The organism is Aestuariivivens sediminicola, from assembly GCF_022662015.1.
Lineage (GTDB): Bacteria > Bacteroidota > Bacteroidia > Flavobacteriales > Flavobacteriaceae > Aestuariivivens > Aestuariivivens sediminicola.
The window spans coordinates 283932-303974 of sequence record NZ_JAKMCM010000002.1 but is presented as its reverse complement, the minus strand read 5'-3'; the positions used below and the strand labels follow the sequence as shown (position 1 = coordinate 303974).

The following is a 20043-nucleotide window of genomic DNA, read 5'->3' as shown; positions in this document are numbered from 1 at the left end:
GATAAAAAAAGCCACCTTAAATTAAAGATGGCTTATTTTTTTTAGCCTAATTTACGAATTCTGCAATTAGATGATATAGGTTCTTTTTTTCTTGTGTTCACTCTCTGCGTAACGCCTCACGCAATTGTGATAAATGGCAATAGCCTCTTCGGCATTGCCCCATCCTCCTACATCTACTTTTTTCTTTTCCAAATCCTTATACACCTGAAAAAAGTGTTCTATTTCCTTTAATCTATGCGGATTCAAATCGGATATATCACTGCGATGGCTCCATACCGGATCTGAAACGGGTACACATATTATTTTTTCGTCGGGTCCTTTCTCGTCAGTCATATGAAAGACGCCAATGGGTCGCACTTCCATAACCACCATGGGATATGAAGGTTCAGTTGACAAGACGAGCACATCTAAGGGATCATGGTCCAAGGCCAATGTTTCAGGCACAAAGCCATAATCTCCCGGATACATCATTGATGAAAAAAGTGTGCGATCGAATCTAATTTTGTGCAATGCAAAATCGTACTCATATTTATTTCTACTTCCTTTCGGAATTTCTATCAATACATCGAATGTTAAATCTTTGGTTTCGCTCATACGCTGTGGTTTTAAAAGAGTGCAAAGTTACGGAACGGTTTCACTTTAAGCAATTATTGAAGACCTGAATTATACATTATTTCTTACCTTGCCGAACGCAATAATTTTAAATGTGACAAACTCAGATAACATGACCTATAAAATTTTACCCTTTTGCCTGTTGTTTTTTGTACAATCATATACCCAGACCCAACCATGGCAGGGCAAATTTGAACCCATAGACAACATGATTGCACCACCAAACAGCTATCGCACAGCAAGTGGTGCTCCTGGAAAAGCGTATTGGCAACAACGTGCCGATTACAAGATACAAGTCGTTCTGGATGAAAGGACAAACACCATCAGTGGCAACGAAACCATAACCTATTACAATAACTCACCTGACGATTTGAGTTACCTGTGGATTCAACTGGAACAAAATGTGAACAGGAAAGGGAATGATGATTTTGGACAATTTAATAATGGCTTAAAGGACGGTATTACAGCGCGACAGATGCAGTTCTTAACACGGGCTATCGATTTCCCCGCCGGATATTCCATTAAATATATCAAGGACAGCAATGGACAGGCAATGAAATCTATGGTCAACAATACCATGATGAAGGTCTTGTTGGACGCACCTCTTAAATCAGGGGAGTCCCTCACCTTCTCTATTGGCTGGTCCTACCCCATTACGGATCGCAGTATGTTTTTACTCTCCAGGGAAGGCTATGAATACTTTCCTGATGATGACAACACCGTTTACTTAATTGCACATTGGTTCCCGAGAATGGCGGTCTATAATGATACTGAGGGGTGGCAAAATCAACAATTTCAGCGACTCGGCGAATTTGCTTTGGAATTTGGAGATTATGAAGTGGAAATAACCGTGCCTGAAGATCATCTTGTTGCCTCAACAGGGTCCTTGTTGAATCCGGAATCTGTTTTGAGTAATACCCAACGTGAGCGTTTGGAACGCGCCAGGACATCTTTTGATAGTCCCGTAATGATAGTCACCCGAAGCGAAGCAGAAGCCAATGAAAAGACAAAATCGAAAAGACAAAAAACATGGGTGTTTAAGGCTGAAAACGTCCGGGATTTTGCATTTGCCTCCTCGCGAAAATTCATATGGGATGCCCAAGCCGTGGCCTTAGCTTCAAATACGGTTATGGCGATGTCGTTCTACCCAAAGGAAGGATTACCGGTCTGGCAGGAAGAATCAACAAAGGCCATTAAAAATGCGTTAGAGGTGTATTCCGAGGCCACATTCGATTATCCCTATCCCGTGTGTATTTCGGTTAATACGAGTAACATAGGTATGGAGTTCCCCATGATCAGTTTTAATGGGGGCAGGCCAAAAAATGGAAAAATGAGCAAAAACGCCAGGGCCGGTATGATTGGGACCATTATCCATGAAGTAGGACATAACTGGTTTCCGATGATCGTAAGTTCGGATGAACGAAAGTGGATGTGGATGGATGAAGGATTAAATACTTTTATACATCAGCGGACGGTTGCCGAACGCTATCCGGATTTTAACAGTACGACTCCAAAAAGTATCGTCCCTTTCATGAGTGGAGATAAAAATATTTTAAGGCCAATAATGACGACATCAGACAGTGAAATACTGACCCAATTCGGTGCGAACTTCTATCAGAAACCTACGGTCGGACTGCAAATGCTGCGGCATTCCATTATAGGAAAAGAATTGTTCGACGCCGCTTTTAAAGAATACGCCAACCGTTGGAAATACAAACATCCTAACCCGGCCGATCTTTTTAGAACGCTTGAAGATGCTACGGCTACAGATTTAGACTGGTTTTTTAGGGGGTGGTTTTTTACGACCGATCATGTTGATATGGAATTGAGTCATGTGAAATGGTTTAAAGTCTATGAGGCAGAGCAAAATATTGAACAAAAAAAACGAAATATCCAGGTAAAAGCAGGCGGCGAAGGCAAGGCCCCGGCATCCAATGATTTTTCAAACGGCCCGGAGGTCATACGCATGAATGCAACACCTGATAATGCCTATGGCGGATTTTTATCAAGATTGGATGAAGAAGCTGTAAGACAAAATCTCTCAGGAAAGAATCTTTACGAAATAACCATAAAAAACCTTGGCGGTTTGGTGATGCCGGTGACCCTAGAGTGGATTTACACGGACGGTACTTCAGAGATTGACAGACTCCCGGCTGAAATTTGGCGTAAGAACGAATATGTTGTAACACGTACTTTTGTAAAAACCAAAGAAGTTAAGACGGTGAATTTGGATCCGAATTTTGAGTTCGCCGATACGAATATGGAGAATAACAGTTTCCCAAAAACCCAAAAGGAATCTGATTTTGAAAAATTTAAGCGCGAGGCCGGAGATACCAATAAATAAAGGCAAAAAAAGATAACACTCCGGCTATGTTTAGAAAATCTGCCGGCCAGGAGGAAAAAACAATTGCCGCATCTCGCCTTTTTCGTCTCTGTTCAGCGCCCTATCATTTCGTTTAACTGAGGCTGTTCTCCTGTTACCAATGGCAGGCACCTCTGAGTCATGAATAGGCCAGGTGTTGCTTTCGGTGTCCCCTTAGGTTTCAAATTCGGAGCAGGCATTTTGTTTTATCCGTACAAATTGTATCATAGTTCCCTTCGCTGATTTAGAGATATTTCTTTATCTTCGTCGGGAACACGCCTCTACACTATCGTTAACCATATTACTACTTATTCTATGGATGTTAGACATACCATACTGGCATGTCTTGCGATTGTTTTTTCCGCAATGACACTATCTTCACAAAACAGGGCCCCATCATTATACTTAAATTATCAAGACCGTTCTCCCGGAGACATCATCATGAATACTCTTAGGGTTAAATCACCATCACCGAGATACACCTATTATTGCGGGTTATTGTGGAATGGCGGACAGGATGCTGGCGGCTATTGTGGCATGCAGGAGCATCCTTCAGGAAGAAATTTTATATTTTCACTTTGGGATCCAATAAGTACTTCTGACCCCATTACAGCAGATTACGCACATCCTGATACGGAGTTAGCCATCTTTGGAGGGGAAGGAACAGGATTGCGTTCCCTGAATTACGGCATTGGTTGGGATACAGACCAATGGTATACCCTCCTGTCGCGAGTATGGACAGATTATTTGAACTTTTCCTATTTTGGCTTTTGGATTTACGACCAAAACGAGGTCTCATGGCAACATATGGTCACCATGAAATATCCTGTTCCCAACTTAAGGTTCAATACAGCAACCAGCTCTTTTATAGAAGATTGGCGAGGCAATGGTTATCTCGCGAGAACCCTACACCACAAAAATGGATGGAAAAGAAAAATTTCGGACATGAATTGGATGGCCTTTGAAGAAAGTTATTTTGACCGGGTTTACCCGGATGCAGGTACCGTAAAATACATTGAAAATTATGACGGCGGGGTTATCGATGAGGACTATTATTTTATGACAAGTGGAGGCAACACCGATCCTATTACGAATGAAGACGATGTAATGCTCTATCTTCCAAATGAGATGTCCGCACCCCTATTTCCGAATGCAGAAATCAATACGCTCGAACTCGTTGTTGAAAATAACGACACCCTATTATTGACCTGGGAAGTAAACCATTCAAAATCGCCTCAGTTTTCATATCATGTAAATATATATGATTCGATTGAACTTTCCGGGGAACCCCTTATTTCGGTTGATACCATTTTACCTCATCAGAGAAACAGCATTGTAGATATCAGCCTGTTACCTCCTGACCAATACGTTTTACAATTTTATATTACCGACCTTTTTGATCAGGTTTCAAACACCCGGATGGTCAGTTTCGATACGCGTGACGATCTCGGTAATGAAGACAGCGCTATTTTAAAAAATGCAAGAGTTGTACCGAATCCCGTTTCTAAAAGCATCCATCTCTATTTAAATCGAAAATTAGAAGATCTTTGTATCGAGCTGGTTGATCTCAATGGAAAGCTCATCATGAATAAAAAGATGAAGCAGGTCGACTACGTCGAGATACCTGTTGCCAGTTCTGCCGGACTATACTTCCTAAACCTCAAAAGTAAAAGGCAAAAAAAAACAATAAAAATTATAAAACACTAAACCTCAATGACCCGTCTATGCCGATTAAACCTGATACGAAGCTTCTCTTTTAAAAATAAAATCCAAAACTGCCCGTAATACCGAACTTTCGAGCATCGGGATTTAAAACAGGGTCTTTATAATTACCCCTAAAATTAAAATCGATACGAAACACTTTAAAAATATTGCCGACTCCAACACTATATTCGTAATATGGTCTGTTATTTGGGGCGATTAACGGAATACTGTTCGGGTTATTTGTTGTATTCAAATCGATGTTTTCCTGTGATATATCTCCCCAAACACCTCTGATACTGATAATCTCACGTAAATTAAATTGTCTTAAAAAGGGTACTCTTGAGAACAACCGCCCGTTAAAATTATGCTCCAGATGAAACGATGTGTACGTATCACTCACAAACTCATAAAAATCGAGTTGTGAAAATGTATTGTAAATAGAAAAATAGGTTTGATTACCGGGAATGACACTTAACAGGCCCAATGGTACCTCACCAAAGGTTTTTCCCGCTTCAATGGAAGACGTCAATCGCCCAAATCCCCCAATTTGCCAAGGTTGGACATATGAGAACTGTACTTTTGTATAGTCAAAATCACTGTTGAGAACAGATTTATCACCTAAACTTATCTGGGCAAAGAGTCTCGCATACCCATCGTTGGCATCGTGACGTTCCACACCGAAACCGGTCATCTTGCGTCCAGGGAAGCAGGACACGGAAAATGTCGTTTCATATTGTTTGATTTCAGATGCGACACCATCAGGTGTATTGTAATCCAGACTGAAGGTTGGTGAAGCAGATTCCAGGGTTCGGTAATTGGCCCCCAACCTGAAAAGAACATTGCGCCAGGGTTCGGCCTCAAGAGCAAAACTTGTGAGGTTAATGGTTGTTAACTTATCATTGGCCCCGGTCCCAACCACTGCAGATGACGCCAAACTACGACCTAGAACATCGGTTGAAGTGGTTAAACTGGCTCCTATCTGTTCCACATCACGACGGTTGCCCCCCGAGATAATAAGTCGGCTCTTCTTATCAATCAGCCATTTTCCGGAGATACCATACTTGAACTTGTCATCTTTAAACCCGTAGGCCAAAAATCCCTCTAAACGCCATAGATCATTACGACTAAAATAAGTTCGCCCTCCAGTTCGTAAACGCAATCCTTCGACTTCATTAAATCCAAACGTTGAGAAAATAGGTCCGTAATCCAGGGGTAAGGAATTAAACTCGACATATCCTGAAGCCAGGATGCTCCCCAAGTTATAAAGCTGTTTAAACTTTTTTACGGTTTTCAGGGTGTCGAGCATTTTATAGACCCCTTTTTCATCTTTATTTAATCCTTCCAGACGGTTCGCCTCCCAAAAAGCATCATCACGATTGTAAATAGCACGGTCGTAATTATAGACTTCGGTATCATAAAACTTAGGGTCCTGTTTCACATCGAACTGATAGTTGTCGTACAGGGTGGTGCGCTTGCCGTAAATACCTCTTGAAGACTCCTTTTTATTCAGGGCAAAATCGCTCATCATGTAATCTCTTTTAACGAGAAACAGAGAATCGTTAAGCACCTCATACTCCTGCTCGATGTAGATGTCTTTAACCCAATTTATATTGGCACTCTTTGAAGCCTGCATTTTAATTTCCTTGATGGCATATGTGGTATCGGCTACCCAGAAATCGCCTTTAAAGGTCAGTTCGTTTTTTCGACGCGGATAATAAATGATATTAAAACACCATTTATGGTCCACATAGGCACTGTCGCTTAACACGTAATTATAGGTGTTAATACCGGTTCTGGATAAAGGACTCACAAAACTCTTATCGAAAAACTTCAAATAATTGTCATAGACATTAAAATCGGAGTATAAGTCTGCAACAAAATCGATAATTACCTGATTATCACTGAACCCGGAATTTTTATTGCCTTTTAAAACCTCCTTTTCCTTGTGAATAACATTATCGCCATATACTTTGGAAGCGGCCTCATTAATAAACATGGGCAGGTAGGTTTTGCCCGTAACCCGGGAGGTATCCACTTCGTTAAAAACAAATTCCATCCCTCTGAACAACCTGCTTTTAATTAACGCACTGTCAATGGTATTGATGTCGAACTCGACTTTTTCGTATTTGTCGTATTGGTATTGCTGAAACTGTTTTAATCCATTACTGCGTTTATTGGCCCATATTTTACGCAAAATATCAATAGCGGGATTGTTTTTTTTAGATTGTTTTCCGGAAACAATCACCACCTGATCCAGTTGATCCACCTCTTCCTTTAGAACAAATTTTAAATTGTAATTCACTCTTTTTTCAAGAGGAATCTGTAGTGTTTCAAATCCGATAAAAGAGACTGTCAGTGCATCCCAGGTATCATCGGATTCCAGATAGAATTTTCCATTTTCATCGGTAATTGTACCTTCAGTTGATCCTTTAAAAATGACGGTTACAAAAGAAATTGGATCATCAAACTCGTCATATACATAACCACTCACCTTTGTTTGAGACAGGGCACCCATGGTAACCAATAGAAATAGGGGTAGAAGTAGTTTAAGTTTCATAAGAAAAAAACTTCATCAACAATTATGCTAATGAAGTTTATATAACGCAAAAATTAAGTTTTTATTTATAAAGCACCTTTTTAACAGCCTTAATAACATCGTTGCTATTAGGCAGCCATTCCTCTAACAAAACAGGTGAATAAGGTGCAGGGGTATCTGCCGTATTCAATTTAATGATAGGAGCATCCAGATAATCGAAGGCTTCATTTTGTACGACATAGGTTATTTCTGAAGCCACATTACCAAATGGCCAGGCCTCTTCCAATATGACCAGACGATTCGTTTTCTTAACCGAGGCTAAAATGGTTTTCTTATCCATAGGTCTCACCGTGCGTAAGTCGATTATTTCACATGAAATACCTTCCTTTTCAAGTTCATCGGCTGCTTTAAAGGCCTCTTTGATTATTTTTCCAAAGGATACAATGGTCACATCATGACCTTCACGTTTTACATCGGCCACACCCAAGGGCAATATATACTCACCTTCAGGAACCTCGCCTTTATCGCCATACATTTGTTCACTCTCCATAAAAATGACCGGGTCATCATCTCTAATAGCAGCTTTTAGAAGCCCCTTTGCATCATAAGGATTTGAAGGCACAACCACTTTTAGACCAGGTGTATTGGCAAACCAGTTTTCAAAGGCCTGTGAGTGTGTGGCACCCAATTGTCCTGCCGAGGCAGTTGGGCCACGAAAAACTATGGGACACTTAAATTGTCCACCTGACATTTGTCTGATCTTCGCTGCGTTGTTTATAATTTGATCTATTCCAACCAGAGAGAAGTTAAAGGTCATAAATTCGACAATCGGACGGTTTCCAGTCATGGTAGATCCTACAGCGATACCGGCAAAACCGAGCTCCGCAATAGGGGTATCGATGACGCGTTTGGCCCCAAATTCGTCCAACATGCCTTTAGATGCTTTGTAAGCACCATTGTATTCGGCAACTTCTTCTCCCATAAGATAAACGCTTTCATCCCGTCGCATTTCTTCACTCATGGCTTCACAAATGGCCTCTCTAAATTGAATGGTCTTCATTAATTCTAATTTTAATCGAGTTGCAAAAATAACAATAAATGCTATAATCTCTTTAAAAGTACAAGCTAAATTTATTATGCATGCATAGTATATATTCGAAATAAAATATTTAACTTCGTAACCTAAAATAACGGTCAAATAGGCATCTATTTTATTTGGCTATATTTTTTAAGCAAACAGAGATGTTTCCGAGGAAAATTGCAGTACAATTCTAACTTTAAATACCATTCATAAATGAAGATTTTAGTGTGTATCAGTCATGTTCCAGACACTACATCAAAAATAAATTTCACCGAAGGTGATACCAAATTTGACACCAACGGGGTTCAGTTTGTAATTAACCCCAATGATGAATTCGGTTTAACCCGCGCTATGTGGTTCAAGGAAAAACAAGGCGCTCATGTTACTGTTGTCAATGTTGGCGGACAGGAAACTGAACCTACCCTTCGCAAAGCTCTTGCTATAGGAGCAGATGCTGCGATTAGAGTGAATATGCAACCCAATGATGGTTTTTCTGTGGCCAGGCAATTGGCTAAAATTGTTGCCGATGGTGGTTTTGATTTGATAATTGCAGGTCGTGAATCTATCGACTATAACGGTGGAATGGTTCCCGGTATGTTAGCTGGACTAAGCCAAATGAATTTTGTAAACACCTGTATCGGACTGGAGATTGATGGAGATCAAGTCACGGCCATACGCGAAATTGACGGTGGTAAAGAAACCATTACAACGACATTACCCCTGGTCGTAGGCGGACAAAAAGGATTGGTGGATGAAAGTGATTTGCGCATCCCCAATATGCGCGGTATTATGATGGCCAGACAAAAGCCTTTAACCGTAGTAGAGCCTATCGCATCCGATGCGCGAGCAAAGTCTGTTTCTTTTGAGAAACCAGCGCCGAAGGGTGCCGTTAAATTAGTGTCTCCGGACGATTTGGATGCGTTAATCGATTTACTCCATAACGAAGCCAAGGTCATATAAGTTTAAAGAGGTGTTCATCGAGGCTCTCAAAATGAACATTAACCTAAAAAAAAGGCACTTCGAGAGCCTCAGTGCCCAAAGAATAGTAAAAAAATCATGTCTATTTTAGTCTACGCAGAATCTGAAAAAGGAAAATTAAAAAAAACAGCATTTGAAGTCGCCTCCTATGCCAGAGCTTTGGCAAATCAATTAGAAACCAATGTTACTGCTGTGACGATAAACGCAGAGAGCACTGAAGCCTTGGCACAGTATGGAGTTGATAAAGTATTGGCTGTAAACAACCCGCAATTGGATACCTTTAATGCCAGGACTTTCGCCCAAGTCATCAAACAGGGAGCCGAAGCAGAGCATGCTGAAGTCGTTGTTATAAGCGCAACAGCCAATTGTAAATATTTAGCACCGCTTTTAGCGGTTGAATTAAATGCAGGATATGCATCGAATGTTGTCGCTGTTCCGGAAAGCACCACCCCCTTTGCGGTGAAGCGCAGTGCTTTTACAAATAAGGCGTTTGAAATAACACAAATCGACACCCCTGTAAAGTTGATTGGCCTATCCAACAATTCTTTCGGATTAGTTGAACATAAGGTGGAATTGAAAACAGAGCCATTTTCCCCTTCAATTTCTGAAAACAACATTACAGTAGCATCCGTGGATAAAACGACCGATAAGGTTACCATTGCAGATGCCGACATTGTTGTATCCGGGGGGAGAGGTCTTAAAGGGCCCGAGAACTGGGGTATGATAGAAGATCTGGCGGCTGTATTGGGTGCAGCCACAGCCTGTTCCAAGCCGGTATCCGATTTAGGCTGGAGACCTCATAGCGAGCACGTTGGTCAAACAGGCAAACCCGTTGCTTCCAACTTGTATATTGCCATTGGAATTTCGGGTGCCATACAGCATTTAGCAGGTATCAATGCCTCGAAGGTGAAAGTCGTCATTAATACGGATTCTGAAGCTCCTTTTTTCAAGGCTGCAGACTACGGTGTGGTTGGGGATGCTTTTGAAGTGGTACCAACTCTGGTTGAAAAATTAAAGGCCTTTAAAGCACAACAATAAATTATTTTTTTATAACTTGTATAGCCGTATTAGAACTGCTTAAGTTAGCATCGTATTCACAATTCTGCCTTTGGCAGTTGGTAAAGTCCTAATTTAAACAGTTCTTTGCGTTTTTATCACATATGAGTTTAGTCAGGTTAAACATAAAAGGCATTTCTTACAGCCAAACCCAAAACGGTGCATATGCGCTAATTTTAAATGAAATTGATGGTGATCGTAAATTACCGATTGTTATTGGTGCCTTTGAAGCACAGTCGATTGCCATTGCGCTTGAAAAAGAAATTAGACCTCCGCGACCCTTAACTCATGATCTCTTTAAAAATTTTGCCGATCGTTTCGATATCATTGTAAAACAAGTCATTATACATAAGCTGGTCGATGGGGTATTTTATTCAAGCCTTATCTGTGAGCGGGATAAAATTGAAGAAATAATCGATGCCCGAACTAGTGATGCCATTGCCTTGGCACTGCGTTTTGATGCGCCCATCTTTACCTATAAAAATATATTGGATAAAGCAGGGATCTATTTAAAAGTCAATCCTAAAAAAGGAGATGATGAGCAGGAAGACAGTGTTTTAGTAGATGATTTGGTGAGTGATGAATTGGAACACGATATACCTCAAGAAAGTTTTAAATCTAAAACTTTGGAAGAACTCCATAATTTATTGGATGAAGCAGTTGCCAATGAAGATTACGAAAAAGCTGCGAAGATACGCGACGAAATCTCCAAACGATAAGCCCAACTTTATGAAGCAACCTTCCATGTCTCTGATCATCTTGCTGCTCTGTCTTTTTTCCTTTACGCACGCTCAAGATGTGAACACCACCATTACACAGGATACGATATCAGCTTCGGCAGCTCAAACAGGTACTGACGCGACCGCTAATGCCGACACATCTGAAGCTGTACGAACTCAAGAGACGGAACCTTCTTCAGGTGGACCTGCAAAAGCTGACACCTTAATCCCCAGTCAAGGCTTTTCTTTTGGCAGTTTATGGCGTGGCGTTTTGGGTATGATTTCCTTAATCGTAATTGCATTTCTATTTAGCAGCAATCGCAAAGCCATTAACTGGCGTGTTGTTGGGATTGGGTTAGCCTTTCAATTATTGATAGCCGTAGGGGTCTTAAAAATTAAAATGATAAAGGCTGTTTTCGAATTTGTAGGAAGTCTATTTGTAAGTGTTCTCGATTTTACGCGTGCAGGTAGTAAATTTTTATTCGAAGGCTTGGTGGTCGATATGGATACATTCGGATTCATTTTTGCCTTTCAAGTGTTACCAACTATAATTTTCTTTTCTGCTTTAACTTCAGTTTTATTCTACTTAGGCATCATCCAGAAAGTTGTGAAGGGAATGGCGTGGTTACTTTCAAAAGCCCTCAAAATATCGGGTGCTGAGAGTTTGAGTGTGGCCGGAAATATCTTCCTAGGTCAAACAGAAGCCCCGTTATTGATAAAAGCCTATTTGGAAAAAATGAACAAATCGGAAATGCTTCTGGTGATGATTGGTGGCATGGCCACTGTTGCAGGTGCTGTTTTAGCGGCTTATATCGGTTTTCTCGGCGGTGACGATCCGTCCATGCGTTTATTTTATGCGAAACACCTTTTAGCCGCCTCTGTCATGGCAGCTCCCGGAGCTATTGTCATTTCAAAAATCCTATATCCCCAAACGCAGTCAGTAAATACGGATGTGCATGTTTCTCAAGAAAAAATTGGTTCAAATTTTTTAGATGCCATTGCCAATGGTACTACAGAGGGATTAAAACTGGCGGTTAATGTTGGAGCCATGCTTTTGGTATTTGTCGCATTCATAGCCATGTTCAATGGCATTCTAAGTTGGATAGGCGATGTTACCACTCTAAATAATTGGATTGCCAATAATACTACTTATGCAAACTTATCACTGGAACTTCTGCTCGGGTATACCTTCGCCCCGCTCATGTGGTTAATCGGTGTTGCCCAGGAGGATATGGCTCTCATGGGTCAGTTATTAGGCATTAAAATAGCGGCAAGTGAGTTTATAGGTTACATACAGCTGGCCGATTTAAAAAATATGTCCAGCAGCATTCACCTACATTACGAGAAATCGATCATAATGGCAACCTACATGCTGTGCGGATTTGCCAACTTTGCCTCTATTGGGATTCAAATTGGCGGTATTGGATCCTTGGCTCCGGGACAACGAAAAACCCTATCTCAATTTGGGATGAAAGCATTAATTGGGGGGACCATAGCATCTTTGGTTTCAGCTACCATTGCAGGCATGATTATTGGATGAAAATGCCGTTGATTCCCTGTTAATACAAGTCTGGCAGACCGTTGATAAACTATTGATAAATTGCCTTCGCGCAGGCGTTTATTTTTCAACACCTTTTTTTACTTTTACCAAAAACAAAATGACTTTCCTGATTGGAAACCGCGAATAGCTTATGAAACAATATCACGACCTTGTAAAACATGTTTTAGAGAATGGGAACGAGAAATCAGATCGTACTGGCACGGGCACAAAAAGTGTATTTGGGTATCAAATGCGATTTGATTTAAATGAAGGATTCCCTATGGTAACGACCAAGAAGTTACACCTGAAGTCTATTATCTACGAGCTGCTATGGTTTTTAAAAGGGGATACCAATATTAACTATTTAACTGAAAACGGTGTTCGCATTTGGAATGAATGGGCCGATGAGAATGGTGACCTCGGTCCTGTTTACGGACACCAGTGGCGTAATTGGAATAGCGATGACATTGATCAGATTACTGATGTTATTCGGACGCTGAAAAATAATCCCAACAGTCGAAGAATGTTGGTGTCTGCATGGAATCCCTCTGTTTTGCCGGACACGACAAAAAGTTTTGGTGAAAATGTCGCCAATGGTAAGGCCGCCTTACCCCCTTGTCATGCTTTTTTTCAATTCTATGTGGCCGATGGCAAATTATCCTGTCAATTATACCAACGCAGTGCTGATATTTTCTTAGGTGTGCCGTTTAACATTGCATCCTACGCCTTGTTCACTATGATGATGGCACAGGTTTGCGGCTACCAACCAGGGGAATTCATTCATACCTTTGGTGACGCCCATATATACAGCAATCATTACGAACAGTTGGAGCTACAACTGTCCAGAGATATCAGGCCCTTACCAAAAATGATCCTAAACCCGGAAGTGAAAGATATCTTCAGCTTTAGATTTGAAGACTTTACTTTGGTTGATTATAATCCACATCCACATATAAAAGGGGTTGTGGCTGTATAAAAAAAGCTTTCCTTTTGGAAAGCTTTTTTTTAATGTTTACACCGTTACAACGCTGTTGTCTGCTCCAGCAAAATCATTCCATGCATAAGCATCAGCAGCATCATCGTTTACATAATTGCCATCAACTATGTACTTGAACTCATAAGTGTTATCTTTTTCTAAATCTATTGTGCCTTTAAAGGTTCCATTCTTTAATTTCTTTAATGGGGCTTTCTTGGCATTCCAATCATTAAAGCTTCCAACAACAGAAACTTTTTTGGCTTCCTCAGCCTCTATAGAAAAAGTCACCTTACAAACTGGTTTACTTTTTAAGTATTGTTTTTTAATAGCCATAATAATAATGTGTTATTTTTGGGACAAATTTAGTACAACTATGGGACATATGAATACCTGATAGAACTTATTGGTGAAGAATTATCAATTTCATAATATGTCTTTACAATAATTTAAAGTTTCTAAAAATTATAACATTAATTTTATAAAATTAATAGCCAAAAAATACTTCTTTAACTCTGATTTTCAGTCAATTTACAACTAAAACGATTTCGTAATTATCTTGAATTCAGAGCGCAGAATATGTCATTAAAATATCATAAATTTACAATTATTAACAGGATAAGATGTTTGGAAAAAAGAAATCGGTTCCACCGATAGACAAGGAGCAATTGGAGCTCATAGAATATGCCCAGAAGCGCATAAAGCAGAAGAAAAACCTGTACATACATTTCATTATTTTTCTTATTGGTAGCGTGCTGCTGATTGTTTGTAATGTGGTTTTAGGTATTGGCAAAGAATACACCCTTTTTGGCAAGGACTGGTTTCTTTATGCCATTTTGTTATGGGCATTCTTTTTTATATATCATGTTTTCAATGTCTTCATCACGCATAAGTTCATGGGCAAGGCATGGGAAAAGGCCCAACTGGAAAAGCTAGTGGGCAGGCAGCAGAGGGGCATCGAAAAACTAAAGGAGGATCTCGACAAAGAAGAGGCTCTAATTTCCAAAAGTTCATCCAGGAGCAAAAAAGAAGCAACCGATAACACTTCTGAAATAACCATTATTGCAGCAGTGGCTGAAAACAATGCCATTGGTAAGGACAATCAGCTCATATGGCATTTATCTGACGACTTAAAGCGATTTAAGGAATTAACCAACGGGCACCATATCATTATGGGACGTAAAACATTTGAGAGTTTCCCCAAGCCACTGCCCAACAGAACACATGTGGTCATAACAAGGCAAGATAATTATGCCGTTCCTGAGGGTGTTATTGTGGTCAATAATTTAGATGATGCCCTCGATGCCGCCAAAGATGACCCACAGCCCTTTATTATCGGTGGTGGTGAAATTTACAGGCAAGCAATGTCTGTCGCTGATAAAATTGAACTGACCAGAGTACACGAGAACTTCAGTGCAGACACGCACTTTCCCGATATTGACACCTCCACGTGGAAAGAAGTGGCACGGCGTTTGCACGAAAGGGATGAAAGCAACGACTATAGGTATTCTTTCATTACCTATAAACGACAATAAATAATACATATGGAAACGAAGCCCCTTTTTAAAAATCTATCCCTCTTATGTCTCTTCTTTATCATGGTTGGTTGTGCATCAACGAACAGGCTAACCATGACGGTTACGGAACCCGCACCTGTAACTATTCCAAAAAACATAGTACGTGTTGGCATCTTAAATCGTTATGACCAGCGCTCCACCGATGTGCTCAATAAAATTGATGAAGTATTTTCCGTTGAAGGGAAGCACTTCGACAAGGATGCTTCGGATAAGGTTATAGCGGGCCTGAGTGACGTGCTGAAACAACAAGATCGCTTCGACGTGGTCATATTGAATGATTCTCTTTTTGGAACAAACCGCACGAGCAATTTTCCGGCGACACTAGCCTGGGATACGGTGGACCTATTATGCCGGAATAACAATGTAGATGCCTTATATGTCTTGTCTTATTTTGATACCGACTCCAAAATAAGTTACAGCACCAAACAAACATTCACTCAAAACGTATTGGGTGTGAAAATTCCGGTACTCGAACATCACGCTACGGCAAATACACTTATTAAAGGTGGTTTTAAAATTTACGATCCCACCAACAAGCTCGTTCTGGATGCATTCCCCTTTTCTAAAGGTATTGTAACATCGGGAAAAGGCATAAATCCAGTGAAAGCTTTGGAAGCCCTTAGAATGAGAAAAGACCTGGTTATGGATGCGAGCAGGTTGATTGGAGAAAACTATGCGCTGCGAATTGAGCCTTATCGCATTCGAGTGTCCCGCAATTATTTCGTAAAAGGAACAGATCAATTTGAAATTGCGAAACGCAAGGCGCAAACCGGGAATTGGAATGGAGCGGCTTTGCATTGGGAACGCGAACTCGACAACCCAAAGTCTAAAATTGCAGGGAGAGCTTGCTATAACATGGCCATAATTAATGAAATTAACGGCGATTTAAGTACTGCCATCGAATGGGCCTCAAAAGCGTATAGCGATTATAATAACAAAGAGGCATTACGTTATTTAAATATTTTGAAATATCGGGCATCCCAAAATCAGAGGTTGGTGCAGCAACAATGATAAGTTAGCTTCATTTAAACTTATTATTGGTGTTTCAAATTGTTTCTCCAAATTCATAAATTAAAAAAATCATGTACTTTTGCATCACTAATTTAAGATTACGATGAAGGCTTATATATTTCCAGGACAGGGAGCTCAATTTACAGGTATGGGCTTAGACCTCTACGAGCAGTCTCCTTTAGCTCAAGAATTGTTTGAAAAGGCCAACCATATCCTTGGCTTTAACATTACAGATATTATGTTTGAAGGTTCTGCGGAAGACCTTAAAGAAACGAAAGTTACCCAACCCGCTATATTTTTACACTCCGTAATTTTAGCGAAAACATTAGGAGCATCCTTTAAACCCGACATGGTTGCCGGTCATTCACTTGGTGAGTTTTCGGCATTGGTTGCCAATGGCACCCTGAATTTTGAAGATGGTTTAAAACTCGTATCTCAGCGCGCCAAGGCAATGCAGAAAGCCTGTGAGTTACAACCCAGCACAATGGCGGCTGTATTGGGTTTAGATGATGATGTTGTAGAAAAGGTGTGCGCCATGACCGAGGGTATTGTTGTGGCCGCAAATTATAATTGTCCTGGTCAACTTGTGATTTCAGGAGAAATTGATGCTGTTAATTCAGCTTGCGAAGCTTTAAAACAGGAAGGAGCCAAAAGAGCCTTAGTGCTGCCCGTTGGCGGGGCCTTCCATTCACCGCTTATGGAACCTGCACGTGAAGAACTCGCTGCTGCGATTGAAAATACGTCATTTAGCCAACCTAATTGCCCGATTTATCAAAATGTAACAGCTCATGCTGTTACTGAGGCATCAGATATAAAATCGAATTTAATTTCTCAATTAACCGCTCCGGTACGTTGGACGCAGTCGGTTCAACAAATGATAGCCGATGGTGCCACTCTGTTTACTGAAGTAGGTCCGGGTAAAGTCCTTCAAGGCTTAGTTAAAAAGATAGACAGAGAAGCCGAAACGGTTTCGGCAACTTTTGAAATCAATTCCTAGATGAAATTATCTTCTCGTTCTATTTTTATTATCGGTTCCATCGCCCTGACCATTGCTATTGACCAAATTTCGAAAATTGTTGTTCGTGCTTACATCGACCCCAGAGAAGTGATCCCTGTTCTTGGAAGTTATTTTACACTTCATAACGTGGAAAATAAAGGCGCCTTTTTAGGTATGGGCAGTGATTTAAATGAACCTCTTCGAATTATTCTATTACTTATTCTGCCTATCCTTGTTTTGGGTTTCGTCCTGCGCTATATATTAAAGGACAAAACCTTGGACAAGTGGTCCCTGTTCGCGTTTTCTGCCATTATTGGTGGCGGTATTGCCAATGTTTTTGACAGGATTGCCTTTGGTTCAGTTACAGACTTCTTTTTTATCAAGCTCACAGATACCCTAAGAACAGGTATTTTCAATATAGCTGATTTATTCGTTACTACCGGTATGACTATTTTAATTATTGTCAGTTTGAAAAAAAACAAAAATAAATAAGCCACCTATCATCCTTAATAATGACAGGCAGCTTAAAAAAGTAGTTGATTAATTAAAGGTTGGTATAAATGTATCGTCAGTTCCTCCTAGGGTATAAAGTATCTTCAGGAAAATCCGATTTAGACCGGTTCGAAGAGGCTTATAAATAAAAACCCAAAGCACAACTGCTTAGCTTCTAATTTTCTGTTCCCATTTCCAGGCAGATAACAAGGCGTCGTCTAAAGTAAGATTCGTTTTCCAGCCCAGTTCTTCATTCGCTTTTTTCGTATCTGCATAAGCCGCAATGACATCACCTTCTCTTCTTCCGACGATCTTATAATTTAATTTCTTGCCCGAAACACGCTCGAAGGATTGAACAACCTCAAGAACGGAACTTCCTTTTCCCGTACCGAGATTAAAGATCTCGTAGCGCTCCTTATTCTTATTCTTTAATAAGCGTTCAAGAGCGATGACATGTGCTTTGGCTAAATCAACCACATGAATATAATCTCTGATGCACGTTCCATCTGGCGTTGGATAGTCATCACCAAAAACCGACAATTGTTCGCGAATTCCAATAGCCGTCTGGGTAATGAATGGCACTAAATTTTGAGGTACTCCTATAGGTAATTCTCCTATTTTAGCAGACTCATGTGCCCCTATCGGATTAAAATAACGCAATGCTATGGCTTTTAAATTCGGTGCCACCTTGCAGGTATCCTTTATTATTTCCTCTCCTATCTGCTTGGTATTACCATATGGTGATTCGGCTTGTTTTACAGGGGCATTTTCGGTTATAGGCAATTCATCGGCCTGACCATATACCGTACATGAAGAGCTAAAAATAAAACAGGCCGAAGGCAATTTCTTTAATTCTTTTAATAGATAAACCAAAGTCCCAATATTATTTTCGTAGTACAACAGGGGTTTTTCCACGCTTTCTCCTACTGCCTTACTCGCAGCAAAATGGATAATCCCCTTTACATCATGATGTCTTTTGAAAAAACTTTCGACCTGGTCTTTTTCTTTTAAATCAATTTGTTCGAAAATTGGTTTTACTCCCGTTATGGACGTAATACCATCCAAAACATTAATTGAGGAATTCGACAGATCATCAATAATAACGACTTCATACCCTTCATTTTGCAATTCCACCACGGTATGCGATCCGATAAATCCCAAGCCTCCGGTGACCACTATTTTATCCATTTATAAACTTTATTATGGTTGATGTAATGTATTCAATTTGCTCGTCGTCTAATTCCGTATGCATTGGTAAGGAAATCACTTCCCGGGTCAATTTATTGGTGACGGTAAAGTCAGCTTCATCATAGCGATCGTCTGCATAGGCTTTCTGTTTGTGCAAGGGTATCGGATAATATATGCCACAGGGGATGCCCAAAGCGTTTAAATGTCCGGCTAAAGCATCCCTGTCAACTCCAATAACTCTCAAGGTATATTGATGGAATACATGACAATCACAATTGTCACATAGTGTAATACACCCATTGGACATCTTGGGGGTAATGATTTGATCTATGCCTTTTAAGGCTTCATTGTATTTTATTGCGGCTGTTTGCCGTGCTTTGTTATAAGCATCCAAATGTGGTAATTTAGCATCCAAGACGGCTGCCTGGATACTATCCAATCTGGAATTTACTCCAACCACATCATGATGGTAACGTTCGTACATGCCGTGATTCACAATACCCCTTATGGTATGAGCCAATTCGTCATCATTAGTAAAAATAGCACCCCCATCGCCATAACAGCCCAAATTTTTAGATGGAAAGAAAGACGTTGCCCCCACATGTCCGATCGTTCCGGCCTTTACCTTGTTGCCATTGGAATAGGTGTAATTTGCACCAATGGCCTGGGCATTGTCCTCTATCACGAAAAGATTATGTGATTTCGCTATTTCCATTATCGCTTCCATATTGGCGCACTGACCGAATAAGTGCACAGGTACAATGGCCTTTGTTTTGGAGGTAATGGCCTTTTCTATGGCTTCAATATCAATATTGAAATCATCCTGGTTAACATCAACCAAAACGGGTGTTAACTGTAACAGGGCAATCACCTCTACCGTTGCTGCAAAAGTGAAATCGGCCGTAATGACCTCATCACCAGGCTTTAAACCCAAACCCATCATCGCAATCTGAAGCGCATCCGTTCCGTTAGCACAAGGAATAACATGCTTTACCCCTAAATACCGCTCCAGATTCTTTTGAAATTCATGTACTTTGGGACCGTTTATAAAAGCCGTGTTTTCGATAATCTCCTGAATTGCAGGATCTAGAGTTTCCTTAATTCTTGAATATTGACCTTTAAGGTCTACCATTTGTATTTTCTTCATCTTTTCCTGGTATATGATATAGCTTAAAACAACCCGTCCCATGCCTTTTCAAGCGTTCAAAAATACAAAA

At 40.4% G+C, this 20043-nt stretch carries 17 protein-coding genes; 11 read left to right on the top strand and 6 right to left on the bottom strand.

Features of this window, described 5'->3' with window-relative positions:
* Window positions 1–66: 66 nt before the first annotated feature.
* Entirely contained in the window at window positions 67–594 is a 528-nt protein-coding gene (locus MR041_RS06215) for an inorganic diphosphatase (protein WP_242092736.1), read from the bottom strand.
* Between the two features lie 130 nt (window positions 595–724).
* On the opposite strand from MR041_RS06215, the gene MR041_RS06210 reads away from it, so the two are divergent.
* Together MR041_RS06210 and MR041_RS06205 are read left to right on the top strand one after the other, a co-directional pair.
* Window positions 725–2956 carry a M1 family metallopeptidase gene (locus MR041_RS06210; RefSeq protein WP_242092735.1) on the top strand — a complete coding sequence of 744 codons (2232 nt, stop codon included), beginning with the start codon at window positions 725–727 and terminating at the stop codon, window positions 2954–2956.
* A 333-nt stretch (window positions 2957–3289) separates the two neighbouring features.
* Complete coding sequence (locus MR041_RS06205) at window positions 3290–4681, top strand: DUF3472 domain-containing protein (protein WP_242092734.1); 1392 nt, start codon at window positions 3290–3292, stop codon at window positions 4679–4681.
* Between the two features lie 49 nt (window positions 4682–4730).
* Here MR041_RS06205 and MR041_RS06200 read toward each other — a convergent pair whose 3' ends face one another.
* Window positions 4731–7235 carry a DUF5686 family protein gene (locus MR041_RS06200; protein ID WP_242092733.1) on the bottom strand — a complete coding sequence of 835 codons (2505 nt, stop codon included), beginning with the start codon at window positions 7233–7235 and terminating at the stop codon, window positions 4731–4733.
* A 61-nt stretch (window positions 7236–7296) separates the two neighbouring features.
* Window positions 7297–8274 carry a pyruvate dehydrogenase complex E1 component subunit beta gene (locus tag MR041_RS06195; RefSeq protein WP_242092732.1) on the bottom strand — a complete coding sequence of 326 codons (978 nt, stop codon included), beginning with the start codon at window positions 8272–8274 and terminating at the stop codon, window positions 7297–7299.
* Between the two features lie 234 nt (window positions 8275–8508).
* Between MR041_RS06195 and MR041_RS06190 the strand changes: the two genes are divergently transcribed.
* The 5 genes from MR041_RS06190 to MR041_RS06170 all read left to right on the top strand — a co-directional run bounded on the left by MR041_RS06190 (window position 8509) and on the right by MR041_RS06170 (window position 13564).
* On the top strand, window positions 8509–9255 hold the full coding sequence (locus MR041_RS06190) for an electron transfer flavoprotein subunit beta/FixA family protein (protein WP_242092731.1): 747 nt from the start codon (window positions 8509–8511) through the stop codon (window positions 9253–9255).
* Between the two features lie 96 nt (window positions 9256–9351).
* Window positions 9352–10311, top strand: a complete 960-nt coding sequence (locus MR041_RS06185) for an electron transfer flavoprotein subunit alpha/FixB family protein (RefSeq protein ID WP_242092730.1) — start codon at window positions 9352–9354, stop codon at window positions 10309–10311.
* A gap of 122 nt (window positions 10312–10433) precedes the next feature.
* Complete coding sequence (locus MR041_RS06180; RefSeq protein ID WP_242092729.1) at window positions 10434–11048, top strand: bifunctional nuclease family protein; 615 nt, start codon at window positions 10434–10436, stop codon at window positions 11046–11048.
* Window positions 11049–11058: 10 nt separating this feature from the next.
* Window positions 11059–12588, top strand: coding sequence for a NupC/NupG family nucleoside CNT transporter (locus tag MR041_RS06175; protein ID WP_422613568.1), 1530 nt, complete (start codon window positions 11059–11061; stop codon window positions 12586–12588).
* 151 nt (window positions 12589–12739) lie between these two features.
* Window positions 12740–13564 (top strand): thymidylate synthase, encoded by an 825-nt coding sequence (locus MR041_RS06170; protein WP_242092727.1) that lies wholly within the window; start codon window positions 12740–12742, stop codon window positions 13562–13564.
* A gap of 36 nt (window positions 13565–13600) precedes the next feature.
* Here the strand turns inward: MR041_RS06170 and MR041_RS06165 are convergent, their stop codons facing one another.
* Complete coding sequence (locus MR041_RS06165; protein WP_242092726.1) at window positions 13601–13897, bottom strand: isoamylase early set domain-containing protein; 297 nt, start codon at window positions 13895–13897, stop codon at window positions 13601–13603.
* A gap of 287 nt (window positions 13898–14184) precedes the next feature.
* On the opposite strand from MR041_RS06165, the gene MR041_RS06160 reads away from it, so the two are divergent.
* The 4 genes from MR041_RS06160 to lspA all read left to right on the top strand — a co-directional run bounded on the left by MR041_RS06160 (window position 14185) and on the right by lspA (window position 17638).
* Window positions 14185–15096, top strand: coding sequence for a dihydrofolate reductase (locus tag MR041_RS06160; RefSeq protein ID WP_242092725.1), 912 nt, complete (start codon window positions 14185–14187; stop codon window positions 15094–15096).
* Window positions 15097–15105: 9 nt separating this feature from the next.
* Window positions 15106–16149 carry a DUF6340 family protein gene (locus MR041_RS06155; protein WP_242092724.1) on the top strand — a complete coding sequence of 348 codons (1044 nt, stop codon included), beginning with the start codon at window positions 15106–15108 and terminating at the stop codon, window positions 16147–16149.
* Between the two features lie 103 nt (window positions 16150–16252).
* Window positions 16253–17146: an ACP S-malonyltransferase gene (gene fabD, locus MR041_RS06150; RefSeq protein ID WP_242092723.1), complete on the top strand. Its 894-nt coding sequence runs from the start codon at window positions 16253–16255 to the stop codon at window positions 17144–17146.
* Window positions 17147–17638, top strand: a complete 492-nt coding sequence (gene lspA / locus MR041_RS06145; protein WP_242092722.1) for a signal peptidase II — start codon at window positions 17147–17149, stop codon at window positions 17636–17638.
* Between the two features lie 168 nt (window positions 17639–17806).
* Here lspA and galE read toward each other — a convergent pair whose 3' ends face one another.
* Entirely contained in the window at window positions 17807–18826 is a 1020-nt protein-coding gene (galE, locus tag MR041_RS06140; protein ID WP_242092721.1) for a UDP-glucose 4-epimerase GalE, read from the bottom strand.
* Window positions 18819–19973, bottom strand: a complete 1155-nt coding sequence (locus tag MR041_RS06135; protein WP_242092720.1) for a DegT/DnrJ/EryC1/StrS family aminotransferase — start codon at window positions 19971–19973, stop codon at window positions 18819–18821. Before MR041_RS06135 ends, galE begins: the two co-directional genes overlap by 8 nt.
* Window positions 19974–20043: the final 70 nt, after the last annotated feature.

Excerpts from the sequence above, each read along its gene's own strand:
- galE (WP_242092721.1), bottom strand. The coding sequence starts at position 18,826 with ATGGATAAAATAGTGGTCACCGGAGGCTTGGGATTTATCGGATCGCAT.
- fabD (WP_242092723.1), top strand. The coding sequence starts at position 16,253 with ATGAAGGCTTATATATTTCCAGGACAGGGAGCTCAATTTACAGGTATG.
- MR041_RS06215 (WP_242092736.1), bottom strand. The coding sequence starts at position 594 with ATGAGCGAAACCAAAGATTTAACATTCGATGTATTGATAGAAATTCCG.
- MR041_RS06205 (WP_242092734.1), top strand. The coding sequence starts at position 3,290 with ATGGATGTTAGACATACCATACTGGCATGTCTTGCGATTGTTTTTTCC.
- MR041_RS06170 (WP_242092727.1), top strand. The coding sequence starts at position 12,740 with ATGAAACAATATCACGACCTTGTAAAACATGTTTTAGAGAATGGGAAC.
- MR041_RS06175 (WP_422613568.1), top strand. The coding sequence starts at position 11,059 with ATGAAGCAACCTTCCATGTCTCTGATCATCTTGCTGCTCTGTCTTTTT.
- MR041_RS06190 (WP_242092731.1), top strand. The coding sequence starts at position 8,509 with ATGAAGATTTTAGTGTGTATCAGTCATGTTCCAGACACTACATCAAAA.
- MR041_RS06155 (WP_242092724.1), top strand. The coding sequence starts at position 15,106 with ATGGAAACGAAGCCCCTTTTTAAAAATCTATCCCTCTTATGTCTCTTC.
- MR041_RS06180 (WP_242092729.1), top strand. The coding sequence starts at position 10,434 with ATGAGTTTAGTCAGGTTAAACATAAAAGGCATTTCTTACAGCCAAACC.
- MR041_RS06185 (WP_242092730.1), top strand. The coding sequence starts at position 9,352 with ATGTCTATTTTAGTCTACGCAGAATCTGAAAAAGGAAAATTAAAAAAA.
- MR041_RS06135 (WP_242092720.1), bottom strand. The coding sequence starts at position 19,973 with ATGAAGAAAATACAAATGGTAGACCTTAAAGGTCAATATTCAAGAATT.
- MR041_RS06200 (WP_242092733.1), bottom strand. The coding sequence starts at position 7,235 with ATGAAACTTAAACTACTTCTACCCCTATTTCTATTGGTTACCATGGGT.
- MR041_RS06160 (WP_242092725.1), top strand. The coding sequence starts at position 14,185 with ATGTTTGGAAAAAAGAAATCGGTTCCACCGATAGACAAGGAGCAATTG.
- lspA (WP_242092722.1), top strand. The coding sequence starts at position 17,147 with ATGAAATTATCTTCTCGTTCTATTTTTATTATCGGTTCCATCGCCCTG.
- MR041_RS06210 (WP_242092735.1), top strand. The coding sequence starts at position 725 with ATGACCTATAAAATTTTACCCTTTTGCCTGTTGTTTTTTGTACAATCA.
- MR041_RS06195 (WP_242092732.1), bottom strand. The coding sequence starts at position 8,274 with ATGAAGACCATTCAATTTAGAGAGGCCATTTGTGAAGCCATGAGTGAA.
- MR041_RS06165 (WP_242092726.1), bottom strand. The coding sequence starts at position 13,897 with ATGGCTATTAAAAAACAATACTTAAAAAGTAAACCAGTTTGTAAGGTG.